The sequence below is a fragment of the Pseudomonas sp. IT-P44 genome, assembly GCF_949768225.1.
Taxonomy (GTDB): domain Bacteria; phylum Pseudomonadota; class Gammaproteobacteria; order Pseudomonadales; family Pseudomonadaceae; genus Aquipseudomonas; species Aquipseudomonas migulae.
In genome coordinates, this window is the sequence record NZ_CATKQM010000016.1 from 68659 (window position 1) to 84674 (window position 16016).

15 protein-coding genes and 1 pseudogene are annotated in these 16016 nt (G+C 61.6%); 8 read left to right on the forward strand and 8 right to left on the reverse strand.

From position 1 onward, the window contains the following. The first annotated feature begins 81 nt into the window (after positions 1–81). The gene (locus ACM6IO_RS10260; protein WP_414911403.1) at positions 82–1398 is read left to right on the forward strand and encodes a contractile injection system protein, VgrG/Pvc8 family; all 1317 of its coding nucleotides are present in this window, start codon (positions 82–84) and stop codon (positions 1396–1398) included. Next, positions 1395–2180, forward strand: coding sequence for a DUF4123 domain-containing protein (locus tag ACM6IO_RS10265; RefSeq protein WP_414911404.1), 786 nt, complete (start codon positions 1395–1397; stop codon positions 2178–2180). The genes ACM6IO_RS10260 and ACM6IO_RS10265 overlap by 4 nt, the downstream gene beginning before the upstream one ends. Here the strand turns inward: ACM6IO_RS10265 and ACM6IO_RS10270 are convergent. Together ACM6IO_RS10270 and ACM6IO_RS10275 are read right to left on the reverse strand one after the other, a co-directional pair. Further along, positions 2174–3523 carry an MATE family efflux transporter gene (locus ACM6IO_RS10270; protein ID WP_414911405.1) on the reverse strand — a complete coding sequence of 450 codons (1350 nt, stop codon included), beginning with the start codon at positions 3521–3523 and terminating at the stop codon, positions 2174–2176. The two genes, ACM6IO_RS10265 and ACM6IO_RS10270, sit on opposite strands and share 7 nt — an antisense overlap. Positions 3524–3686: 163 nt before the next feature. Further along, the gene (locus ACM6IO_RS10275) at positions 3687–3980 is read right to left on the reverse strand and encodes a hypothetical protein (protein ID WP_192419772.1); all 294 of its coding nucleotides are present in this window, start codon (positions 3978–3980) and stop codon (positions 3687–3689) included. A 270-nt stretch (positions 3981–4250) separates the two neighbouring features. On the opposite strand from ACM6IO_RS10275, the gene ACM6IO_RS10280 reads away from it, so the two are divergent. The 4 genes from ACM6IO_RS10280 to ACM6IO_RS10295 are packed head-to-tail and all read left to right on the forward strand — an operon-like array spanning position 4251 to position 6541. Then, the gene (locus tag ACM6IO_RS10280) at positions 4251–4553 is read left to right on the forward strand and encodes a MazG-like family protein (RefSeq protein ID WP_007951009.1); all 303 of its coding nucleotides are present in this window, start codon (positions 4251–4253) and stop codon (positions 4551–4553) included. Beyond that, positions 4553–5302, forward strand: a complete 750-nt coding sequence (locus ACM6IO_RS10285; RefSeq protein ID WP_192226984.1) for a methyltransferase domain-containing protein — start codon at positions 4553–4555, stop codon at positions 5300–5302. The genes ACM6IO_RS10280 and ACM6IO_RS10285 overlap by 1 nt, the downstream gene beginning before the upstream one ends. 12 nt (positions 5303–5314) lie before the next feature. Beyond that, on the forward strand, positions 5315–5929 hold the full coding sequence (locus tag ACM6IO_RS10290; protein ID WP_008038742.1) for a DUF4136 domain-containing protein: 615 nt from the start codon (positions 5315–5317) through the stop codon (positions 5927–5929). 54 nt (positions 5930–5983) lie between these two features. Beyond that, positions 5984–6541 (forward strand): DUF4136 domain-containing protein, encoded by a 558-nt coding sequence (locus tag ACM6IO_RS10295; protein ID WP_008031292.1) that lies wholly within the window; start codon positions 5984–5986, stop codon positions 6539–6541. A 153-nt stretch (positions 6542–6694) separates the two neighbouring features. Here the strand turns inward: ACM6IO_RS10295 and ACM6IO_RS10300 are convergent, their stop codons facing one another. The 4 genes from ACM6IO_RS10300 to ACM6IO_RS10315 all read right to left on the reverse strand — a co-directional run bounded on the left by ACM6IO_RS10300 (position 6695) and on the right by ACM6IO_RS10315 (position 11217). Beyond that, positions 6695–8683 carry a sensor histidine kinase gene (locus ACM6IO_RS10300; protein ID WP_414911406.1) on the reverse strand — a complete coding sequence of 663 codons (1989 nt, stop codon included), beginning with the start codon at positions 8681–8683 and terminating at the stop codon, positions 6695–6697. After that, positions 8680–8862, reverse strand: a complete 183-nt coding sequence (locus ACM6IO_RS10305; protein WP_414911407.1) for a hypothetical protein — start codon at positions 8860–8862, stop codon at positions 8680–8682. The genes ACM6IO_RS10300 and ACM6IO_RS10305 overlap by 4 nt, the downstream gene beginning before the upstream one ends. Before the next feature lie 145 nt (positions 8863–9007). Beyond that, positions 9008–9862, reverse strand: coding sequence for a MaoC family dehydratase (locus tag ACM6IO_RS10310; protein ID WP_414911408.1), 855 nt, complete (start codon positions 9860–9862; stop codon positions 9008–9010). Positions 9863–9864: 2 nt separating this feature from the next. Continuing rightward, positions 9865–11217 (reverse strand): 3-oxoacyl-ACP reductase, encoded by a 1353-nt coding sequence (locus ACM6IO_RS10315; RefSeq protein ID WP_008038750.1) that lies wholly within the window; start codon positions 11215–11217, stop codon positions 9865–9867. 263 nt (positions 11218–11480) lie between these two features. Between ACM6IO_RS10315 and ACM6IO_RS10320 the strand changes: the two genes are divergently transcribed. After that, positions 11481–12758, forward strand: coding sequence for an acetyl-CoA C-acetyltransferase (locus ACM6IO_RS10320; protein WP_414911409.1), 1278 nt, complete (start codon positions 11481–11483; stop codon positions 12756–12758). A 211-nt stretch (positions 12759–12969) separates the two neighbouring features. Next, positions 12970–13761, forward strand: a complete 792-nt coding sequence (locus tag ACM6IO_RS10325; RefSeq protein WP_414911410.1) for an AraC family transcriptional regulator — start codon at positions 12970–12972, stop codon at positions 13759–13761. Positions 13762–13889: 128 nt separating this feature from the next. Here the strand turns inward: ACM6IO_RS10325 and ACM6IO_RS10330 are convergent, their stop codons facing one another. Then, on the reverse strand, positions 13890–14657 hold the full coding sequence (locus ACM6IO_RS10330; RefSeq protein WP_390959830.1) for a methyl-accepting chemotaxis protein: 768 nt from the start codon (positions 14655–14657) through the stop codon (positions 13890–13892). A 90-nt stretch (positions 14658–14747) separates the two neighbouring features. Beyond that, a pseudogene (locus tag ACM6IO_RS10335) lies at positions 14748–15836 on the reverse strand (cache domain-containing protein); the annotation flags it as partial. Between the last annotated feature and the right edge of the window lie 180 nt (positions 15837–16016).

Here is a 16016-nt window from a genome sequence, read left to right on the forward strand (position 1 = left end):
TCCTAAGTTGTACTTCGGCACTCTACTCGGCCATGTCTCTCGGCGAGAATCCCCGGCCGCCCCTCCTGTAGAGAATCGCCGATGTTCGATCCAGTCAACGAACCTTCATTTCGTCTGGATGTAGCCGGTCTGCCCGACCCTTTCGAAGTCCTGGCCTTTACCGGTAGAGAAGCGATCAGCGAGCCCTTTGTGTTCGATGTGGATCTGCTGATCAATGACCCGATGCTGGACCTCGCGAGCCTGCTGTACCGCCCGGCCGTTTTGCATTTCGGGCCAGAGGGCAGCACTTTCCATGGCCAACTGCATGAACTGGTCCAGCGTGACCATGGTCCGAGCGTGAGGCTTTGCCACGTGCGTCTGGGGCCGAAGCTGACGTGCCTGTCCCAGCGTTTCAGCCAGCGGATTTTCAGTACGTTGTCGGTGCCCGAGATCCTCAGCCAGGTGCTCAAGGAACACGGCATTACCGGCAGGGACCGACGCTTCGAATTGACTGGCGATTACCCGCCCCGTGATTTCTGCACGCAGTATCGGGAATCGGATCTGCAGTTTCTCCAGCGTCTGTGTGCTCAGGAACACCTTCACTACCATTTCGAGCATCAGGGCGATGGGCATTGCGTGGTGTTCGGTGACGGCCACGGGCATTTTCGTCTCGGCGAAAACGCGGTGTTCGCGGTCGGGCAAGCTTCTCCTGCGGTGCGCCGGTTTCAGCTTCAGGCAGAGCAACGCACCGCGCAAAGTGCCGAAGGTTGCACGGACCTGCCGACGCTGCGCAGCGGTCAGTTGATGCCCTTGTCTGGCCATCCGGTCGCCGATTGGAATCATCTGTGGTTGCTGACCCATGTCGACCATCAGGGCAGTCAGGATCCATTGGCCCCGTACAGCAACCAGATCCGTGCGATTCACTGGGAGTTGCCTTTCGTCTCGCCGCATTGCGCGGTGAAACCACGGATGCACAGCCTGCAACGAGCCTGGGTGGTCGACGTCGATGAGCCACGGCCCGATCCTTCCAGACCGATTGCCGTGCAGTTTGACTGGCTCTATCAGGGCGAAGGCGCGACGCCCAGTCATTGTTGGCTGCCGTTGGCGGCTGAGCTGGAAGGGCCGACCGCCTCGCCGCTGAGCGAAGGGACCGAGGTGGTGGTGAGCTTTATCGAGGGCGATCCGGATCAGCCGTTGATATGCGGGTTTCTTCACGCGCCGTCGTCGGTCGAAGAGGTTGAGGAGCCCAGCCCGCCTGAGGACGGATCACCCCATGACGGCTTGCTGGAACTCCTGCGCTCGGGCGAGCCCTTGGTGTTGTTGTGCCTGTTGCCCGGCGGCGGCAGCTTCAGTCATTGCCCGCAGGCGCTTTGTACCTGTCGGGCGGCGACGCTGTTTGGCCAGAGCGGTGCGGCATGATTGGCGCAACCCCGCAATGGCTGTTGCTGGATGTCCCGAGTGCAGCTCAAGCGAGCGAGACACTGCAACAGGTGTTCGCGCAGGCCCAGTGGTTCTGGTTGTTCGAGGGCACCGAGCTGCAGGCGCTGTGCGAAGACGGCCCGGTACTCATCGACCTTCGAACGTGCCCGGCACTGGCCGAGTTGTGCTACAGCCAAACGCAGGTCTGGCGTGGCTTGCTGATCGTCAGCGAGGTGTCGTCCTCAGAGTTGCTGGAGCATTTGCGCCGCATGCTCATCGTCTCTTGCGGGCTGCACCATCGAGCCTTGTTGAGTTATTACAATCCGAACACGGCCAGTTACTTTTTCGATGCCTGTGATGCCCGGGAACTGAGTCGTTGGCTGGGTCCGATCGTCCAGTTGCACTGGTTCGGAGGGACCTGGGCCGATCACGCGATCGGCAGCGAGGGCTGGCAGCAGTTGCTCAACCCGGGGCTCGCCGTCAGCCCGCTGGCGGTCGAAGAAAGCCTCAGCCCTCGACAGCGCGAAACCCTGCAAACCTGCCTGCTGGAGCAGCATGCCTGGCACTGGAGCCAATCCACCGGGACCGATTACCACCGCCTGTGGTCCCATGTGCAGGAAGGGCTGGCGCTGGGTTTCAGTGAGCGGCCGGTACTCGATGGCTGGTTATGGCTGCGCCTGCAGAACCCCCGCGCTTCGCTGGTGCAGCCGTTGTCGGGGCTTACGCAGCAGGAGCGCCTCGATAGCCTGCGCAAATGCTGGCAGAACAATCAGCCTCAATGAGCCCGGCCCGCGAACCAGCCATCGTTGTTGCGCAGCACCCAGGCGATTGCGCCGAGGGTCGCGCTGCGCAACACCATGAACAACAGGAAAGTTATCCACAGCCCGTGGTTGCCCAAACCTTGCAACGCCCAGGCGAACGGCAGCAGCAGGATCACGGTCAACAGCATGCCGTTGCGCATTTCCCGGGCGCGGGTTGCCCCGATAAACAGCCCGTCGAGCAAATAGCTCCAGACTGCGATCAACGGCAGGGCGGCGAGGTAGGGCAGGTAGACGAACGCCGTGTCGCGTACGTTCTGAATGTCGGTCTGCATCTCGATGAACAAGTGCCCGGCAAACAGGAACAGCACGGCAAACCCCAGGCTCGCCAACAGCGACCATCCGCATGCGACGACCAATGAACGACGCAGGGCGTCCCGGTCGCGGGCGCCAATCGCGTGCCCGCACAGCGCTTCAACGGCATGGGCCAACCCATCGAGCGCGTGGGCCGTCAGCAGCAAACCATTGAGCAGCAACGCGTTGGCGGCGACCGTGGCGTCACCCAGCCGCGCACCTTGCACGGTGATCAGGAAAAACACCGATTGCAGCAACAGGCTGCGGATGAAGATGTCGCGGTTCACGGCCAGGAGCGGTCGCCAACTCTGCCACAGCGCCAACGCGGCCCAGGCGATGTGACCGGGGTAGGCGCGCAGTGCCTTGCGGGTCATCAGCAGGCCGATCAGCGCGCCGGTCCATTCGGCGATCACCGAGGCCCGGGCCGCACCGACCACGCCCCATTCCAGGCCGAGGACGAACCACAGGTTCAGCGCAATGTTGACCAGGTTGGTGCTCAGTAAAATCGCCAGCGGCGCCCGGGCGTTTTGCGTGCCGAGGAACCAGCCGACCAACGCGTAACTGGCCAGCGCCGCAGGCAGACCGAACAATCGCGTGTGGAAGAATTCGCGGGTCAGTTGATCCAGTTCCGCCGAAGGTTGCATGAAGTGCAGCGCGACACCGCTCAACGGAATGCCCAGCGCACCCAAGGCAATGGCCAGTCCCATGGCCAGCAACAGGCCTTGCAACAGAATCTGCCGCAGCGCCGCGCCATCCCCGCGTCCGGCGGCCTGGGCGGCAAACCCGGTGGAACCCATGCGCAGAAAGCCCATGGCCCAGGCGAGAAACGTGTACAGACTGGCCCCGACCGCGACGGCGCCCAACTGATGGGCGTGGGGCAAGTGACCGATCACCGTACTGTCGACCAGCGCCACCAGCGGCACGGAAATGTTCGAAAGAATCATGGGCGCGGCGAGCGCCCAGACCCGGCGATGGGTCGGGCGGTCGCGCCAGTCGGCAATCAGGTTGGACATGCAGGCTCCTTGGGGAGCGGGCATTGTAGCGATACATCCGAATTTGCCGCGATCAATGTGGGAGCGGGCTTGCTCGCGAAGGCGGAGTGCCAGTCGATACAAGTGTTCACTGCCCCACCGCCTTCGCGAGCAAGCCCGCTCCCACATTTGATTGAGGTTTGCTCTAGTGGATTATCCAGCTAAGCAACCACAACCCCAGCAGCAACCAGATGATCCCCATGATGATCGACGCATTCATGAACGCCCGGATCGCCGACCACAACAGCATCAGCCCCAGGATCAGTGCAATGATGCTGATGATCGACGTGTCCATGCCCAGCGCGCGGGACAATCCTTCGACGAAATTACTGCCGGCGTTGCTCAACTGATTGAACAGGCCGCTTAGGGCGTCAACGATAAAACGGATGACCGAGCCGAGCGCCTGGCCGAGCCATTCGAAAAAACTGTCTACCTGCATGTCGTTAACGTCCTGATGTAAGTGGTTGAGCCTTGGGCCAGTCATCGCAGCGCCGAGTTCCCCGATACGGCAATCGTATGAGTATGACGCAAGATTCTGCTTCGTTGATGCACTTGTAGGAGCAGAGCTTGCTCGCGAAAGCGGTGGAACATCCAACATAAATGCCGCCATTTACACCGCCATCGCGAGCAAGCTCAGCTCCTACAGGAGCTAACGCCACTTGCCATCCCCGGCCATCCCCCCGAAGCTATACGCCTTCAGGAGAGCCCGATGAACCTTGTTGAACTGACCGAACGCCTGCACGCCATCCGTGACCGCAATGACTGGCGGCAATTTCACAGCCCGAAAAACCTGGCCATGGCCGCGAGCGTGGAAATGTCCGAGCTGGTGGAGATCTTCCAGTGGCTGACCGAAGACCAGTCGCGCCAGTTGCCGGCGGACAAACTCGCCCATGCCGGGCAGGAAGTCGGCGACATCGTGCTCTATCTACTGCTGCTGTGCAGCGAGTTGGGGTTGGACATGAATGAAGTGGTGCGCAGCAAACTCGCGGACAGTGAACGGAGGTTCAGCTGATGAGCGACCGTCACTTCGATCAACTGGCGACCCGCTTCGCCGAAAAGATTTACGGTGGTGCCAAAGGTGCGATCCGTCTGGCGGTGCTTCAGGCCGACCTGGCGGAAACCCTGCCGGACCGCCCCTTGCGCGTACTCGACATTGGCGCCGGCCTGGGCCACATGTCGTTGTGGCTGGCCCAGCGCGGGCATGACGTGACACTGGCCGAACCTGCCGAACCCATGCTTGAAGGGGCGCGCCAGCGCTTTGCCGATGCAGGCCAGACGGCCACTTTTATTCAGGCGCCGTGGCAGGACCTGCTCGGTCAGCTCACCGAACCCTACGACCTGGTGCTGTGCCATGCCGTACTGGAATGGCTGGCCGAACCCCACGCGATTCTGCCGGTGCTGCATCAGTTGACGAAGCAGGACGGCTGGTTGTCCCTGGCGTTTTACAACCGCGATGCACTGATCTACCGCAACCTGCTCAAGGGCCACTTCCGCAAAATGCGCAAGAACGACATGGCCGGCGAAAAGCAGAGCCTGACGCCGCAACAGCCCCTTGATCCGCGTGAATTGGCGGTGCAACTTGAAGGTCTGTGGCAGGTCGAAACCCAGAGCGGGGTTCGTGTTTTTCACGACTACATGCCAGTGGAATTTCAGGCTCGCGCCGAACTGGTGGACTTGCTTGAAATGGAGCTGGCCCACCGGCGTCACCCAAGTTTTGCCGGGCTTGGACGCTACCTGCACTGGATCTGTCGGCCGATCTGATCGGAGCGCGAAATGAAACGTCGTACCGGGTTACTGGTGATCTGTCTGGGATTGGCTGCCTGCCAGGGCAGCAACCCTTATGTGGCGACGTCCAACCCCTTGCCGCCGGCACCGCCCGAGGCCGCCAACACGTTCGACCGCAGCGCCTATCCGGCCCCGCCGCGTGACTATGGCCGCTACCGCAGTTGGGCCTGGCTCAATGGGCAACTGCCGCCGGGTTCGGCGTGGGCGGACTCGGCGCAAGTCGCCGAAGCCGTGAGCAACGCCCTCGATCAGCGCGGCTTGCGCCCGCTGCACGACAATCGTCCGGCGGACCTGTTCGTCAGCGCCAATCTGCATCTGGAAACCCGCTTGCGGCAGGTTCAGGACGACTACGGTTACTACGGCGGCGGGTATGGCGGCTACAACCGCTACGGCAGCGGTTATGGCATGTACAACACGGTGCCGATCGTTCGCACCTATTCGGAACAGGTCGTGGTGGTACAGGTGGACATGTTCGATGCTCAAAGCGGTCAACCCGTCTGGAGTTCGAGCGCCGAAACCAGCAACAAAGGCAGCCAGAGTGCACGCGCCGATGCCATTCGGGAGGCTGTGGAAAAGGCCATGTCGGCGTATCCTCCTAGTTAGCTTCTGCAAAAAAGAAGCGTTTCACAGGTTCATGTCTTCAATCGGAGAATCATCATGTTCCGCCGTCTCGTTTTACTGGCAGTGGCCGCGCTCCTGACAGCTTGCGCCGCCAACCAGGTCAATCATGACTTCGACGCCAGCCGCGATTTTGCCGCCTATCGCAGCTGGAGCTGGAAAGACCCCGCCCTGCAATATCGCCCCGATGACCCACGGATCAAGAGCGACCTGACCGAACAGCGCATCCGCCAATCGGTGGCCGATCAGCTGGACCAGCGTGGCCTTCGTCCTGCCGCTGCGGGCAAAAAAGGTGATGTGAGCGTGCAAACCTACCTGATCGTCGAAGACCGTCAGCAACAAGTGACCACCAACTACGGCGGCGCTTGGGGTAACCCGTGGAATGGCTACTGGGGCGGGCCGATGTACAACGAAACCCGCAACATCAGCTACAAAGTGGCGATCATCCAGATCGACCTGCTCGACGGCAAGGACGGCAAACTGGTGTGGCGCGGCAGTGACGAACAAATCCTCAGCCGCACGCCGAACCCGTCGGACCGCAGCACAGCGATACGTGAGACGGTCGGGCGGATACTCGCCAATTACCCACCTAAATAAACACCACATCCCCTGTAGGAGCGAGGCTTGCCCGCGAAGGCGGAGTGTCAGTCGATATTAATGTCGCCTGACACTCCACCTTCGCGGGCAAGCCTCGCTCCTACAGGGTTTTTTGTTGTCTGGGCTGGCGGTTGGCAGCCAGAAAGGCAAAGCCTATCCGGTGATCCGATCGTCCACTGCAATCGGCAACTCGATACAGAACCGAGCGCCCTCGGCCGAGTTGCTCGCGCGCAGTGTTCCCCCCATGTTCTCGATGATGCCAATGCTCACCGACAACCCCAGCCCCGTACCCACACCCACCGGTTTAGTGGTGAAAAACGGTTCGAAAATCCGCTCCAGCAACTGCGGATCGATACCGCCACCGTTGTCCTCGACCCACAGTCGCACTGAATGCTCGTCACGTTCGGTGTGCAGCGAAATCCACGGCTTGAAATCCCCATCCGTTTCGCATTTGCTCAGCAATGCATCCCGCGCGTTGACCATCAGGTTAATCAGCACCTGTTCCAGCTGATCGACATTGCCACGCACCTGAACCTGGAAAGCGGTCTCGCTGACCCTGAGCTCGACGCCTTTGCCTCGCAGCTCCTCGGCCAGCAGCGACAGCGTGCCCCCGATGGCGTCAACCGGATTGAAGGGATGCTGCTCGGCCTCCGAGCGGCGGCCGAACACCCGCATGTGATCCACCACCCGCGCCGCACGCTGGACCTGGGCATCGATGCGGTTGAGTTTGTCGATCAGGTAGTCGACCTGCACTTCACCGTTGTTCAAGTGCTTGAGTACGTTGACGATGGCCAGACGCATCACGTTCAGCGGCTGGCTGATTTCATGCGCCAGGCCCGTGGCCATTTCACCAAGGGTGGCCATTTTCGCGCTCTGGGCCGTCGCGGCGTCCTGTTGCTGGTTTTTTATGTCGCTGATGTCGAGCATGAAACCCACCAGCCGCCGGTCTTTGCCGACGCCCATGGCTTGGCCTTGCAGGCGATACCAGGTCGGCGTGTCGGGGTGATGCAGGCGCACGCAGAGCAATAAAGGTGTGCCGTCGTCCTGCAAGTCTTGCAGGCGACTGCGCAGCGCTTTGCGGTCGGCAGGGTGGACTTGCTCGAGCCAGGCGTGCAGGGGCATGCGTGTGCTGATCAGGTTCAGTGTGTTGGCCAGCGACGACGCCAATTGCACCTCGGCGCTGTCGCTGAAAATTTCCCACCATCCGCTGCCGAGCAAGGCTTGCAGCGATTCCAGTCGCTCCAGTTGTAGATGGTGCTGATGCTCACGCAAACGCTCCAGCAATGGCCCGGCGAGCGCGGCGGCGAGCTGCAGCCAGTCGCGCTCTCCGACGTCAGGTGCACGTTGTTGCACCGGGTAAAAACCACAGAGCAACCACGCGACCACGCCTTGCGCATCGTGGTAAGGCACCGCAAGCCCTTCGGCATTACCGAAGAGGCTGTGCAGGCGCGGGTGCTCGCCGAGGGTCAAATGCTGCGGGGCGGAGCCGTTCAAACTGTCGAGCCCGGTGCCCAGGCGTTGACCGTTTTGCCACAGCCGGGGCGCATCAAAGGCCGCGTAATGTTGGTGGATCTGCCAGCCGTTTTCCTGTTCATCCAGCAACGCCACGGCCATGCACGGGATTTGAAAACGCCGCGCCAGATGTTGCAGTTGTTCCAGCAGTACGTCGGGCAGGCGCGCCAGACTGCACAGGCGCAACTGGTCGCCGATCTGTGTCGCGAGCAACTGGCAGAGTTCGCGGCTGCGCGCTTGCCGGCGTTCGTACAACAAATCGCCGATGTCCAGTAACTGCAACAGCCAGGCATCGGCCAACGGCTGCACCCAGCCGCGCAGGTGCAAGGGTTGCCCGCTGAGGCTGAAAAAGTCCAGATCCAGACTTTGTCCTTGCCAGTCGGCCGGTGAGCCTTGGACGGCGAGGCTGCTGTGCGGCATGAGGTAATCGTGTAGAAGCGGCGCCTGCGCGGCGGGGTGCTGCTGGGCCAGGCCATGGCGCAGCGGGCCCGCCAGATGAATGACCCGGCCTTCGGCGTCCAGGCGCATCTGTAAACCGACACCGGGCACGCTCAGGGCGCTGGGGACTTCCGGTGGCGGTGGTGGATGGCGGTTGAGCAGACGCCCGAACAGCTTGTCCCCGGAACTCAAAGTTGCAGGCTCGAACGGGCGGCAAGGGGCGCCGGCAGATCAGGGAGCTTCAATATCCCGTCCACATAAGTGGCGCGGGTGAGATCGAAATTCAGCCCGGCGGGAATCCAGTCCAATTGCCGGTTCGGTTCCGTGATGGCCACGGCACTTGTTTGCTTGCGGGGGAGGTTTGTTTTCATGAGTGCGTCTACCCTGACTATCACTATGTAATGTCAGCATAGAATCATTCAGCCAAAACGGACGTTTTTTACCGGATGCAGAGCTTTGTCCTGCTGATCTGGGGGCGCGATGTTCAGCGCAGAAGGTTGATCCTCTGCCGAACGATCAGGCAACCGGCTGCCAATGCCCGGCCATATGCTCCAGATCACCTGCGCCCAGCAGCTGAAAATCACCACTGGACCCCGCCGCACTGGCGAGCAGTGTCACCTCGCCGGGCAGGCGTACCGGTTTGCGAAACTGCACGGCAATCTCGACGTTCGCCGTGGGCAAATGATCGGTAAGTGCAGCCAGCGTTCGCGCCTTGTTCCATAACCCATGGGCAATGGCCGTCGGGAAGCCGAACAGTTTGGCGCTCACCGCACTCAGGTGAATCGGGTTGTAGTCGCCGGACACTTTGGCGTATTGCCGACCGATGTCCGCCGGCGCTTTCCAGCGGGTGACTTCGCTCAACAGCAACGTCGGGGCCAGCACTTCCTCGGCCGGTTCGCCTTCGAGTTTGACCCCGCGACAGAGCATCCGGCTTTCAGCCTCCCACAACGGCCCCAACTGATCATCGAGCGTTGTCAGCAGCTCGAACGTCGCGCCCTTCGCATGGGGTTGCAGATTCTGCACCTGCACGCTGATGCGCGCGCGGTTCACGCCGCCCATGGGCCGCAAGACGCGAATGCGGTTGCTCAGGTGAATCAACCCCAGCAGCGGAAACGGAAAATCCCTGGCGGTCAGCAGTTGCATCTGCAGCGCGAACGCCAGGATGTGTGGATAAGTCGGCGGCAACAAACCGTTGTCGGCAAACCCGCAGACGTTGCGATAGGCCGCCAGGCGTTTCGGGTCAACATCGACCCAGCAACGCAAACCCGAATCGGGCAGCGTGGTGCCGGTGATCTTGCGGCGCGTAGCGGCCTGCACATACAACCCTGGCAGGCTCGGTTCGCGGTTGAGTGTGTGCCAATCGGTGATCATCGCTAAGCCCCCAAGACACTTTGTCCACAGACCCGCAGCGCTTGCCCGGTGAACGCGCCGGTGCCAGGTTGCGCCAGCCAGGCCACCGCTTCGGCAACGTCTTGCGGCAGGCCGCCCTGGCCCAGAGAACTCATGCGCCGGCCGGCCTCACGCAAGCCAAAGGGAATGTGCGCGGTCATCTGTGTTTCGATGAATCCCGGTGCCACCGCGTTGATGCTGATGCCCCGCTCATTGAGCAACGGCGCCCAGGCTTGGGCCAGACCGATCAAACCCGCCTTGCTCGCTGCGTAATTGGTTTGCCCGCGATTGCCGGCGATGCCGCTGATGGACGCCAGCAGAATCACCCGGCCGTTATCGTGCAAGGTGCCGCTGTCGAGCAGAGCCTTGGTCAGCACTTGCGGTGCATTGAGATTGACCGCGAGCACCGCATCCCAGAATTCCGGGGTCATGTTGGCCAGGGTTTTATCGCGGGTGATGCCAGCGTTGTGCACCACGATATCGACGCCGTCAGGCAATTGCTCGATTAACTGCGTGGCGGCGTCTTCGGCGCAGATGTCCAGGGTGATGCTGCGTCCGCCGAGGCGTGCGGCGAGGGCGTCGAGATCGGTTTTCGCCGGTGGCACGTCGAGCAGGATCACATCGGCGCCGTCACGGGCCAGGGTTTCGGCAATCGATGCACCGATGCCCCGCGCCGCGCCGGTGACCAGCGCCTTGCGTCCCGACAACGGGCGCGTCCAGTCCGTCACGGGCGTGGCGCAGGGGTTCAGGTGAATCACTTGTCCGGAGACGAACGCACTTTTGGGCGAAAGGAAAAACCGCAGCGGGCCTTCCAGTTGATCCTCGGCACCTTCGCCGACGTGGATCAGTTGCAAGGTGCCGCCGCTGCGCAGTTCCTTGGCCAGCGAACGACTGAAGCCTTCCAGGGCACGCTGGGCGCTGGCGGCAAACGGATCGCTCAACGTCTGCGGCGCACGCCCGAGAATGACCAGGTGCGCACAGTGATCGAGGTTTTTCATCAGCGGCTGAAAGAACTCGCGCAGTTGCTTGAGCTGATCGGTTTGCACCAGATGACTGGCGTCGAATACCACCGCCTTGAGTTTCGGGCCGTGGCCGGGAATCCACGCGGTGGCGATCGAAGGTTCGCTGCCGTAGCTGTAAATCGCATCGGTCAGGCGGTTGGCGAAGGCGCTGACTTTTTCCGCCAGCGGCCCGCCGCCGATCAGCAGCGCCCCCTCGACAGGCCGTAGCCGGCCCGCCTGCCAGCGTTCCAGCCGAACCGGCGACGGCAGCCCCAAGGCCCCGACCAGACGATGGCCGATGGATGAATTGGCGAAGTCGATATAGCGGTCAGACATGGAACGCGCTCCAGCAGCTGGGGTTCAAAGTGTGGACCACGAATGGCAATCAGTCGTTCGATCCACGAGATAAGGCCTACGCTTGGACATTGCAGATTGGTTTTATCCCGGGATTTTTATGGCGCGATCCTTGTAGGAGCGAAGCTTGCTCGCGAAGGCGGTATATCAGCTACATGGATGTCGACTGACCCAACGCTTTCGCGAGCAAGCTTCGCTCCTACAGAGGGGGTGGCGCGCATTTGGATTTTCATCAGGAGCTTTTTATGACTCAGCTGCGCCGCGTCGCGATCATCGGCGGTAACCGGATTCCCTTCGCACGCTCCAACGGGCCGTACGCCACCGCGAGTAACCAGGCGATGCTCACCGCCGCACTCGAAGGCCTGATCGAGCGTTTCAACCTGCACGGTTTGCGCATGGGCGAAGTGGCGGCGGGCGCGGTGCTCAAGCATTCCCGGGACTTCAACCTGACCCGCGAATGCGTGCTCGGCTCGCGGCTGTCGCCGACCACGCCGGCCTATGACATTCAGCAAGCGTGCGGCACCGGGCTGGAAGCGGCGTTGATGGTGGCGAATAAAATCGCCCTGGGCCAGATCGAGTGCGGCATTGCCGGTGGCGTCGACACCACGTCCGACGCGCCCATCGGCATCAACGAAGGTTTGCGCAAAATCCTCCTGCAAGCCAACCGCGCCAAGACCACGGCCGACAAACTGAAAACCTTTTTGCAGCTTCGACCGGGGCATCTCGTCCCGGAGTTTCCGCGCAACGGCGAACCCCGCACCGGCCTGTCGATGGGCGAACACTGCGAACTGATGGCACAGACCTGGAGCATTTCGCGCGCCGAGCAGGATCAACTGGCGCTGGAAAGTCATCAGAAAATGGCGGCCTCCTACACCGAAGGCTGGCACAACGACCTGATGACGCCGTTCCTCGGCCTGACCCGCGACAACAACCTGCGCCCGGACCTGACCCTGGAAAAACTCGCGTCGCTGAAACCGGCGTTCGAGAAAAGCGCCAAAGGCACGCTGACCGCCGGCAACTCGACGCCGCTCACCGACGGCGCGTCGCTGGTGCTGCTGGGCAGTGAAGAATGGGCGAAGGAACGCGGCTTGCCGATCCTTGCGTATTTGCGCGATGGCGAGGCGGCGGCGGTGGATTTCGTCAACGGTGCCGAAGGGCTGTTGATGGCGCCGGTGTACGCGGTGCCGCGTTTGCTGGCGCGCAATGGACTGACCTTGCAGGACTTCGATTACTACGAAATCCACGAAGCCTTCGCGGCACAAGTGCTCTGCACCTTGAAGGCGTGGGAAGACCCTGAGTACTGCAAAAATCGCCTCGACCTCGACGCGCCACTGGGCTCCATCGACCGCAGCCGGCTCAACGTCAAAGGCAGCTCACTGGCGGCGGGACATCCGTTTGCAGCGACGGGCGGGCGCATTGTCGCCAATCTGGCCAAGCTGCTCGATGCCGCTGGAAAGGGACGGGGGCTGATTTCGATTTGTGCGGCGGGCGGGCAGGGCGTCACTGCAATCATCGAACGTTGATGATTTAACCGAATAAAACCGGGAACCTGTGGGAGCGGGCTTGCTCGCGAAGGCGGTGGGTCAGTCGATACATTAGTTGACTGACCCACCGCCTTCGCGAGCAAGTCGAATCGTCGCACCGCCGCTCCCACAGGGGATCACCGATATTGAATAGATGAGTGACATGGCCTAACGTCGTCTCATCAGCAACCTCGCGACACAAGGCCAGTCAATGCCGACTAACGGACAACAATCCCTCGAACGGACCATCCCGGCCCTGACCGTGTTGCCGCGTCCGTTGTACGCACGTGCCGAAAGCCTCAACGCCGGTTCATGGACGCCGTCTCACCGCCACGACTGGGTGCAATTCTCCTACGCCATCAGCGGCGTCCTCGGTGTGCACACCGCCGAGGGCAGTTTTTTTGCGCCGCCGCAGTGGGGGATCTGGATTCCGGCGGATCTCGAACATCAGGTCGTGACCTCGATGCGCGCCGAAATGCGCAGCCTTTACGTGCGTCGCGAGGATTGCCAATGGGCGGACGGGCGTTGCCGGGTGCTGGAAGTGACGCCGCTGGCCCGGGAGCTGATCAAGAGTTTTTGTGCGCTGCCGGTGGAATATCCACAGGGCGACAGCCCGGAGGCGCGGCTGGTGAATGTGCTGCTGGATCAACTGGCGAATTTGCCGGAGGTCGGTTTCTCGCTGCCCCTGCCGCGCCATGAACGCTTGCTGGGCTTGTGCAACGAATTGATCGAAAACCCGGAACACAACGTGACCCTGCAGGAATGGGCACAACGATTGGGTTCGTCGGAGAAGACCCTGATGCGCTTGTTCCAGCGTGAAACGGGGTTGAGTTTTCGTGGCTGGCGGCAGCGGATGCGGCTGCTGTCATCGTTGAATTTGCTGGAGGCGGGGGACAGCGTGACGAATGCGGCGTTGGCGTGCGGGTATGACTCGACGTCGGCGTTTATTGCGGCGTTCAAGGGGTTGTTCGGGTTTACGCCGGGAGAGTTGTTTCGGCAGTGAGGCCGCCTTCGCGGGCAAGCCTCGCTCCTACAGATTAAATGTCGGTCCCAAATCCATGGTCGACCTATAACCTGTAGGAGCGAGGCTTGCCCGCGAATGGCCGCGAAGCGGCCACCGGGATTTTTGGATCAGGTACGGAAACGGCGAACCAACCCATCCAGCTCATTCGACAACCCGGCCAGGCTCTGCGAATCCAACCGCGCCGAGTTCGCCAGTTCTGCCACCAACTGCGCATCGCCATGAATCTGGCTGATGTGCCGATTGATGTCTTCGGCCACCTGATGCTGCTGTTCAGCCGCCGTGGCGATCTGGGTGTTCATGTCGCGGATCACGTCCACCGATTCACGGATCTGCCCGAAGCTGCTGCGCGCCTCACCGATGCGAGTCACCGACTGCTGCGACACTTCCAGGCTCGCATGCATTTGCTGAGTCACCTGGCTGGTGCGCTTGGCGAGGTTGCCAAGCAGGCCGTCGATTTCCGCCGTGGAGTCAGCGGTGCGCTTGGCCAGGGCCCGCACTTCGTCCGCCACCACCGCAAAACCGCGACCTTGTTCACCGGCCCGTGCGGCCTCGATGGCAGCGTTCAACGCCAGCAGGTTGGTCTGTTCGGCGATTGAACGGATAGTCCCGAGAATCGACTGAATGTCGTTGCTGTCGCGCTCAAGTTGTTGCATCGACTGCGCCGACTGTTCGATTTCCTGGCTCAGGCGATCAACGCTGGTCACGGCGGCATCAATCTGTTGCTGACCTTCGCGTGCCTGGCGCTGGCCACTGTCGGCCGACTCGGCCGCCTGGCTGCACGAGCGCGCGACTTCGTTGGCGGTGGCGACCATTTCGTGGAACGCGGTCGACACCATGTCCACGGCTTCACGTTGGCGTCCGGCGGCTTCGGCCATGTCGCTGGAGACCTGGGTCGAGCTCTTGGAGGTGGCGAGGATTTTGGTCGCGGCGCCGCCGATGCTTTGAATCAGGTTGCGAATCGCCGCCAGGAACTGGTTGAACCAGTTGGCCAGTTGCGCGGTTTCGTCGCTGCCACGGATTTGCAGGTTCTTGGTCAGGTCGCCTTCACCTTGGGCAATGCCTTCCAGGCCATCGGCCACACTGCGGATCGGACGCACGATGACGCTGGCGAAACTGGCGCCGACGACGGCGAAGACCACGGCCAGCACGGCGGCGATGATTGCGATCAACCAGGTCAGTTGGGTCGCGGTGCTCATCACATCGCTCTGCTTGATCAGGCCGATGAAGGTCCAGCCCAGTTGCTCGGAAGGCCAGACGTTGGCCATGTAGCGCTCGCCATTGAGCTCGACTTCGACCAGGCCTTTGCCGGCCTTGGCCAGTTGCGCATAACCCTCGCCGAGGCTGCCCAGTGCCTTGAAGTTGTGTTCCGGTTGTTTCGGATCGACCAGTACGGTGCCGGAGTTTTCCAGCAGCATCAGGTAGCCGGTTTCGCCGAGCTTGATCTGTTTGACCAGTTCGGTGAGCTGTTTGAGCGACACGTCGATGCTGACCACGCCACCGTTGGTGCCCAGCTTGTTGTCGATGGTGCGTACGGTGCTGACGTAGGACGTATCATTTTCGGCCCAGTAATAGGCCTCGGTACGGAACGGCTTGCCCGGTTTGGCCTGGGCCGCCTTGTACCACGGACGCTGGCGCGGGTCGTAGTTGGCCAGCTTGGCATCGTCCGGCCACGACACATAACCACCGGCCGCAGTGCCGAGGATCGCGTAGGCGTAGGACGGATGGGCGTTGCCCAGGTCCTGCAGGAAGCCGAAGACTTTTTTGTCCGCCTCGCCTTGGGGAACGCTGGCGGCGTCGGCCTTCATGTAGGTCTTGAGGCTGTCGTCGGAGTTTGTGATCAGCGGTTGCTTGGCCAGGTATTCGACGTTCTGGCTGATGCCGTCGAAAAACAGTTGCATGGCATTGCTGACCTGACGGATTTCACGACCGCTGTTGTCGACGAACTCGTCCTTGGCATCACTGCGCAAGTTCAACACAACGAGGGTGGCGACCAGCACCACGGGCAGGCAGGCGATGATTGCAAACGCCCACGTCAACTTCTGTTTGATGTTCATCCGCGCTCCAGATTTTCTTGTAGGCCCACGCAGTGCAGATGACTCGCGGATTTATTGGCAGCCGTAAACGTTTTGTTGAACCCGATCCCTTGGGCACGCCATCGTTTTCTGTCGGAACGATCGTCGGACAATTCACTTTGTTACAGATGACTTCGGCTGCTAAAGGAGGAAATTGAGGGC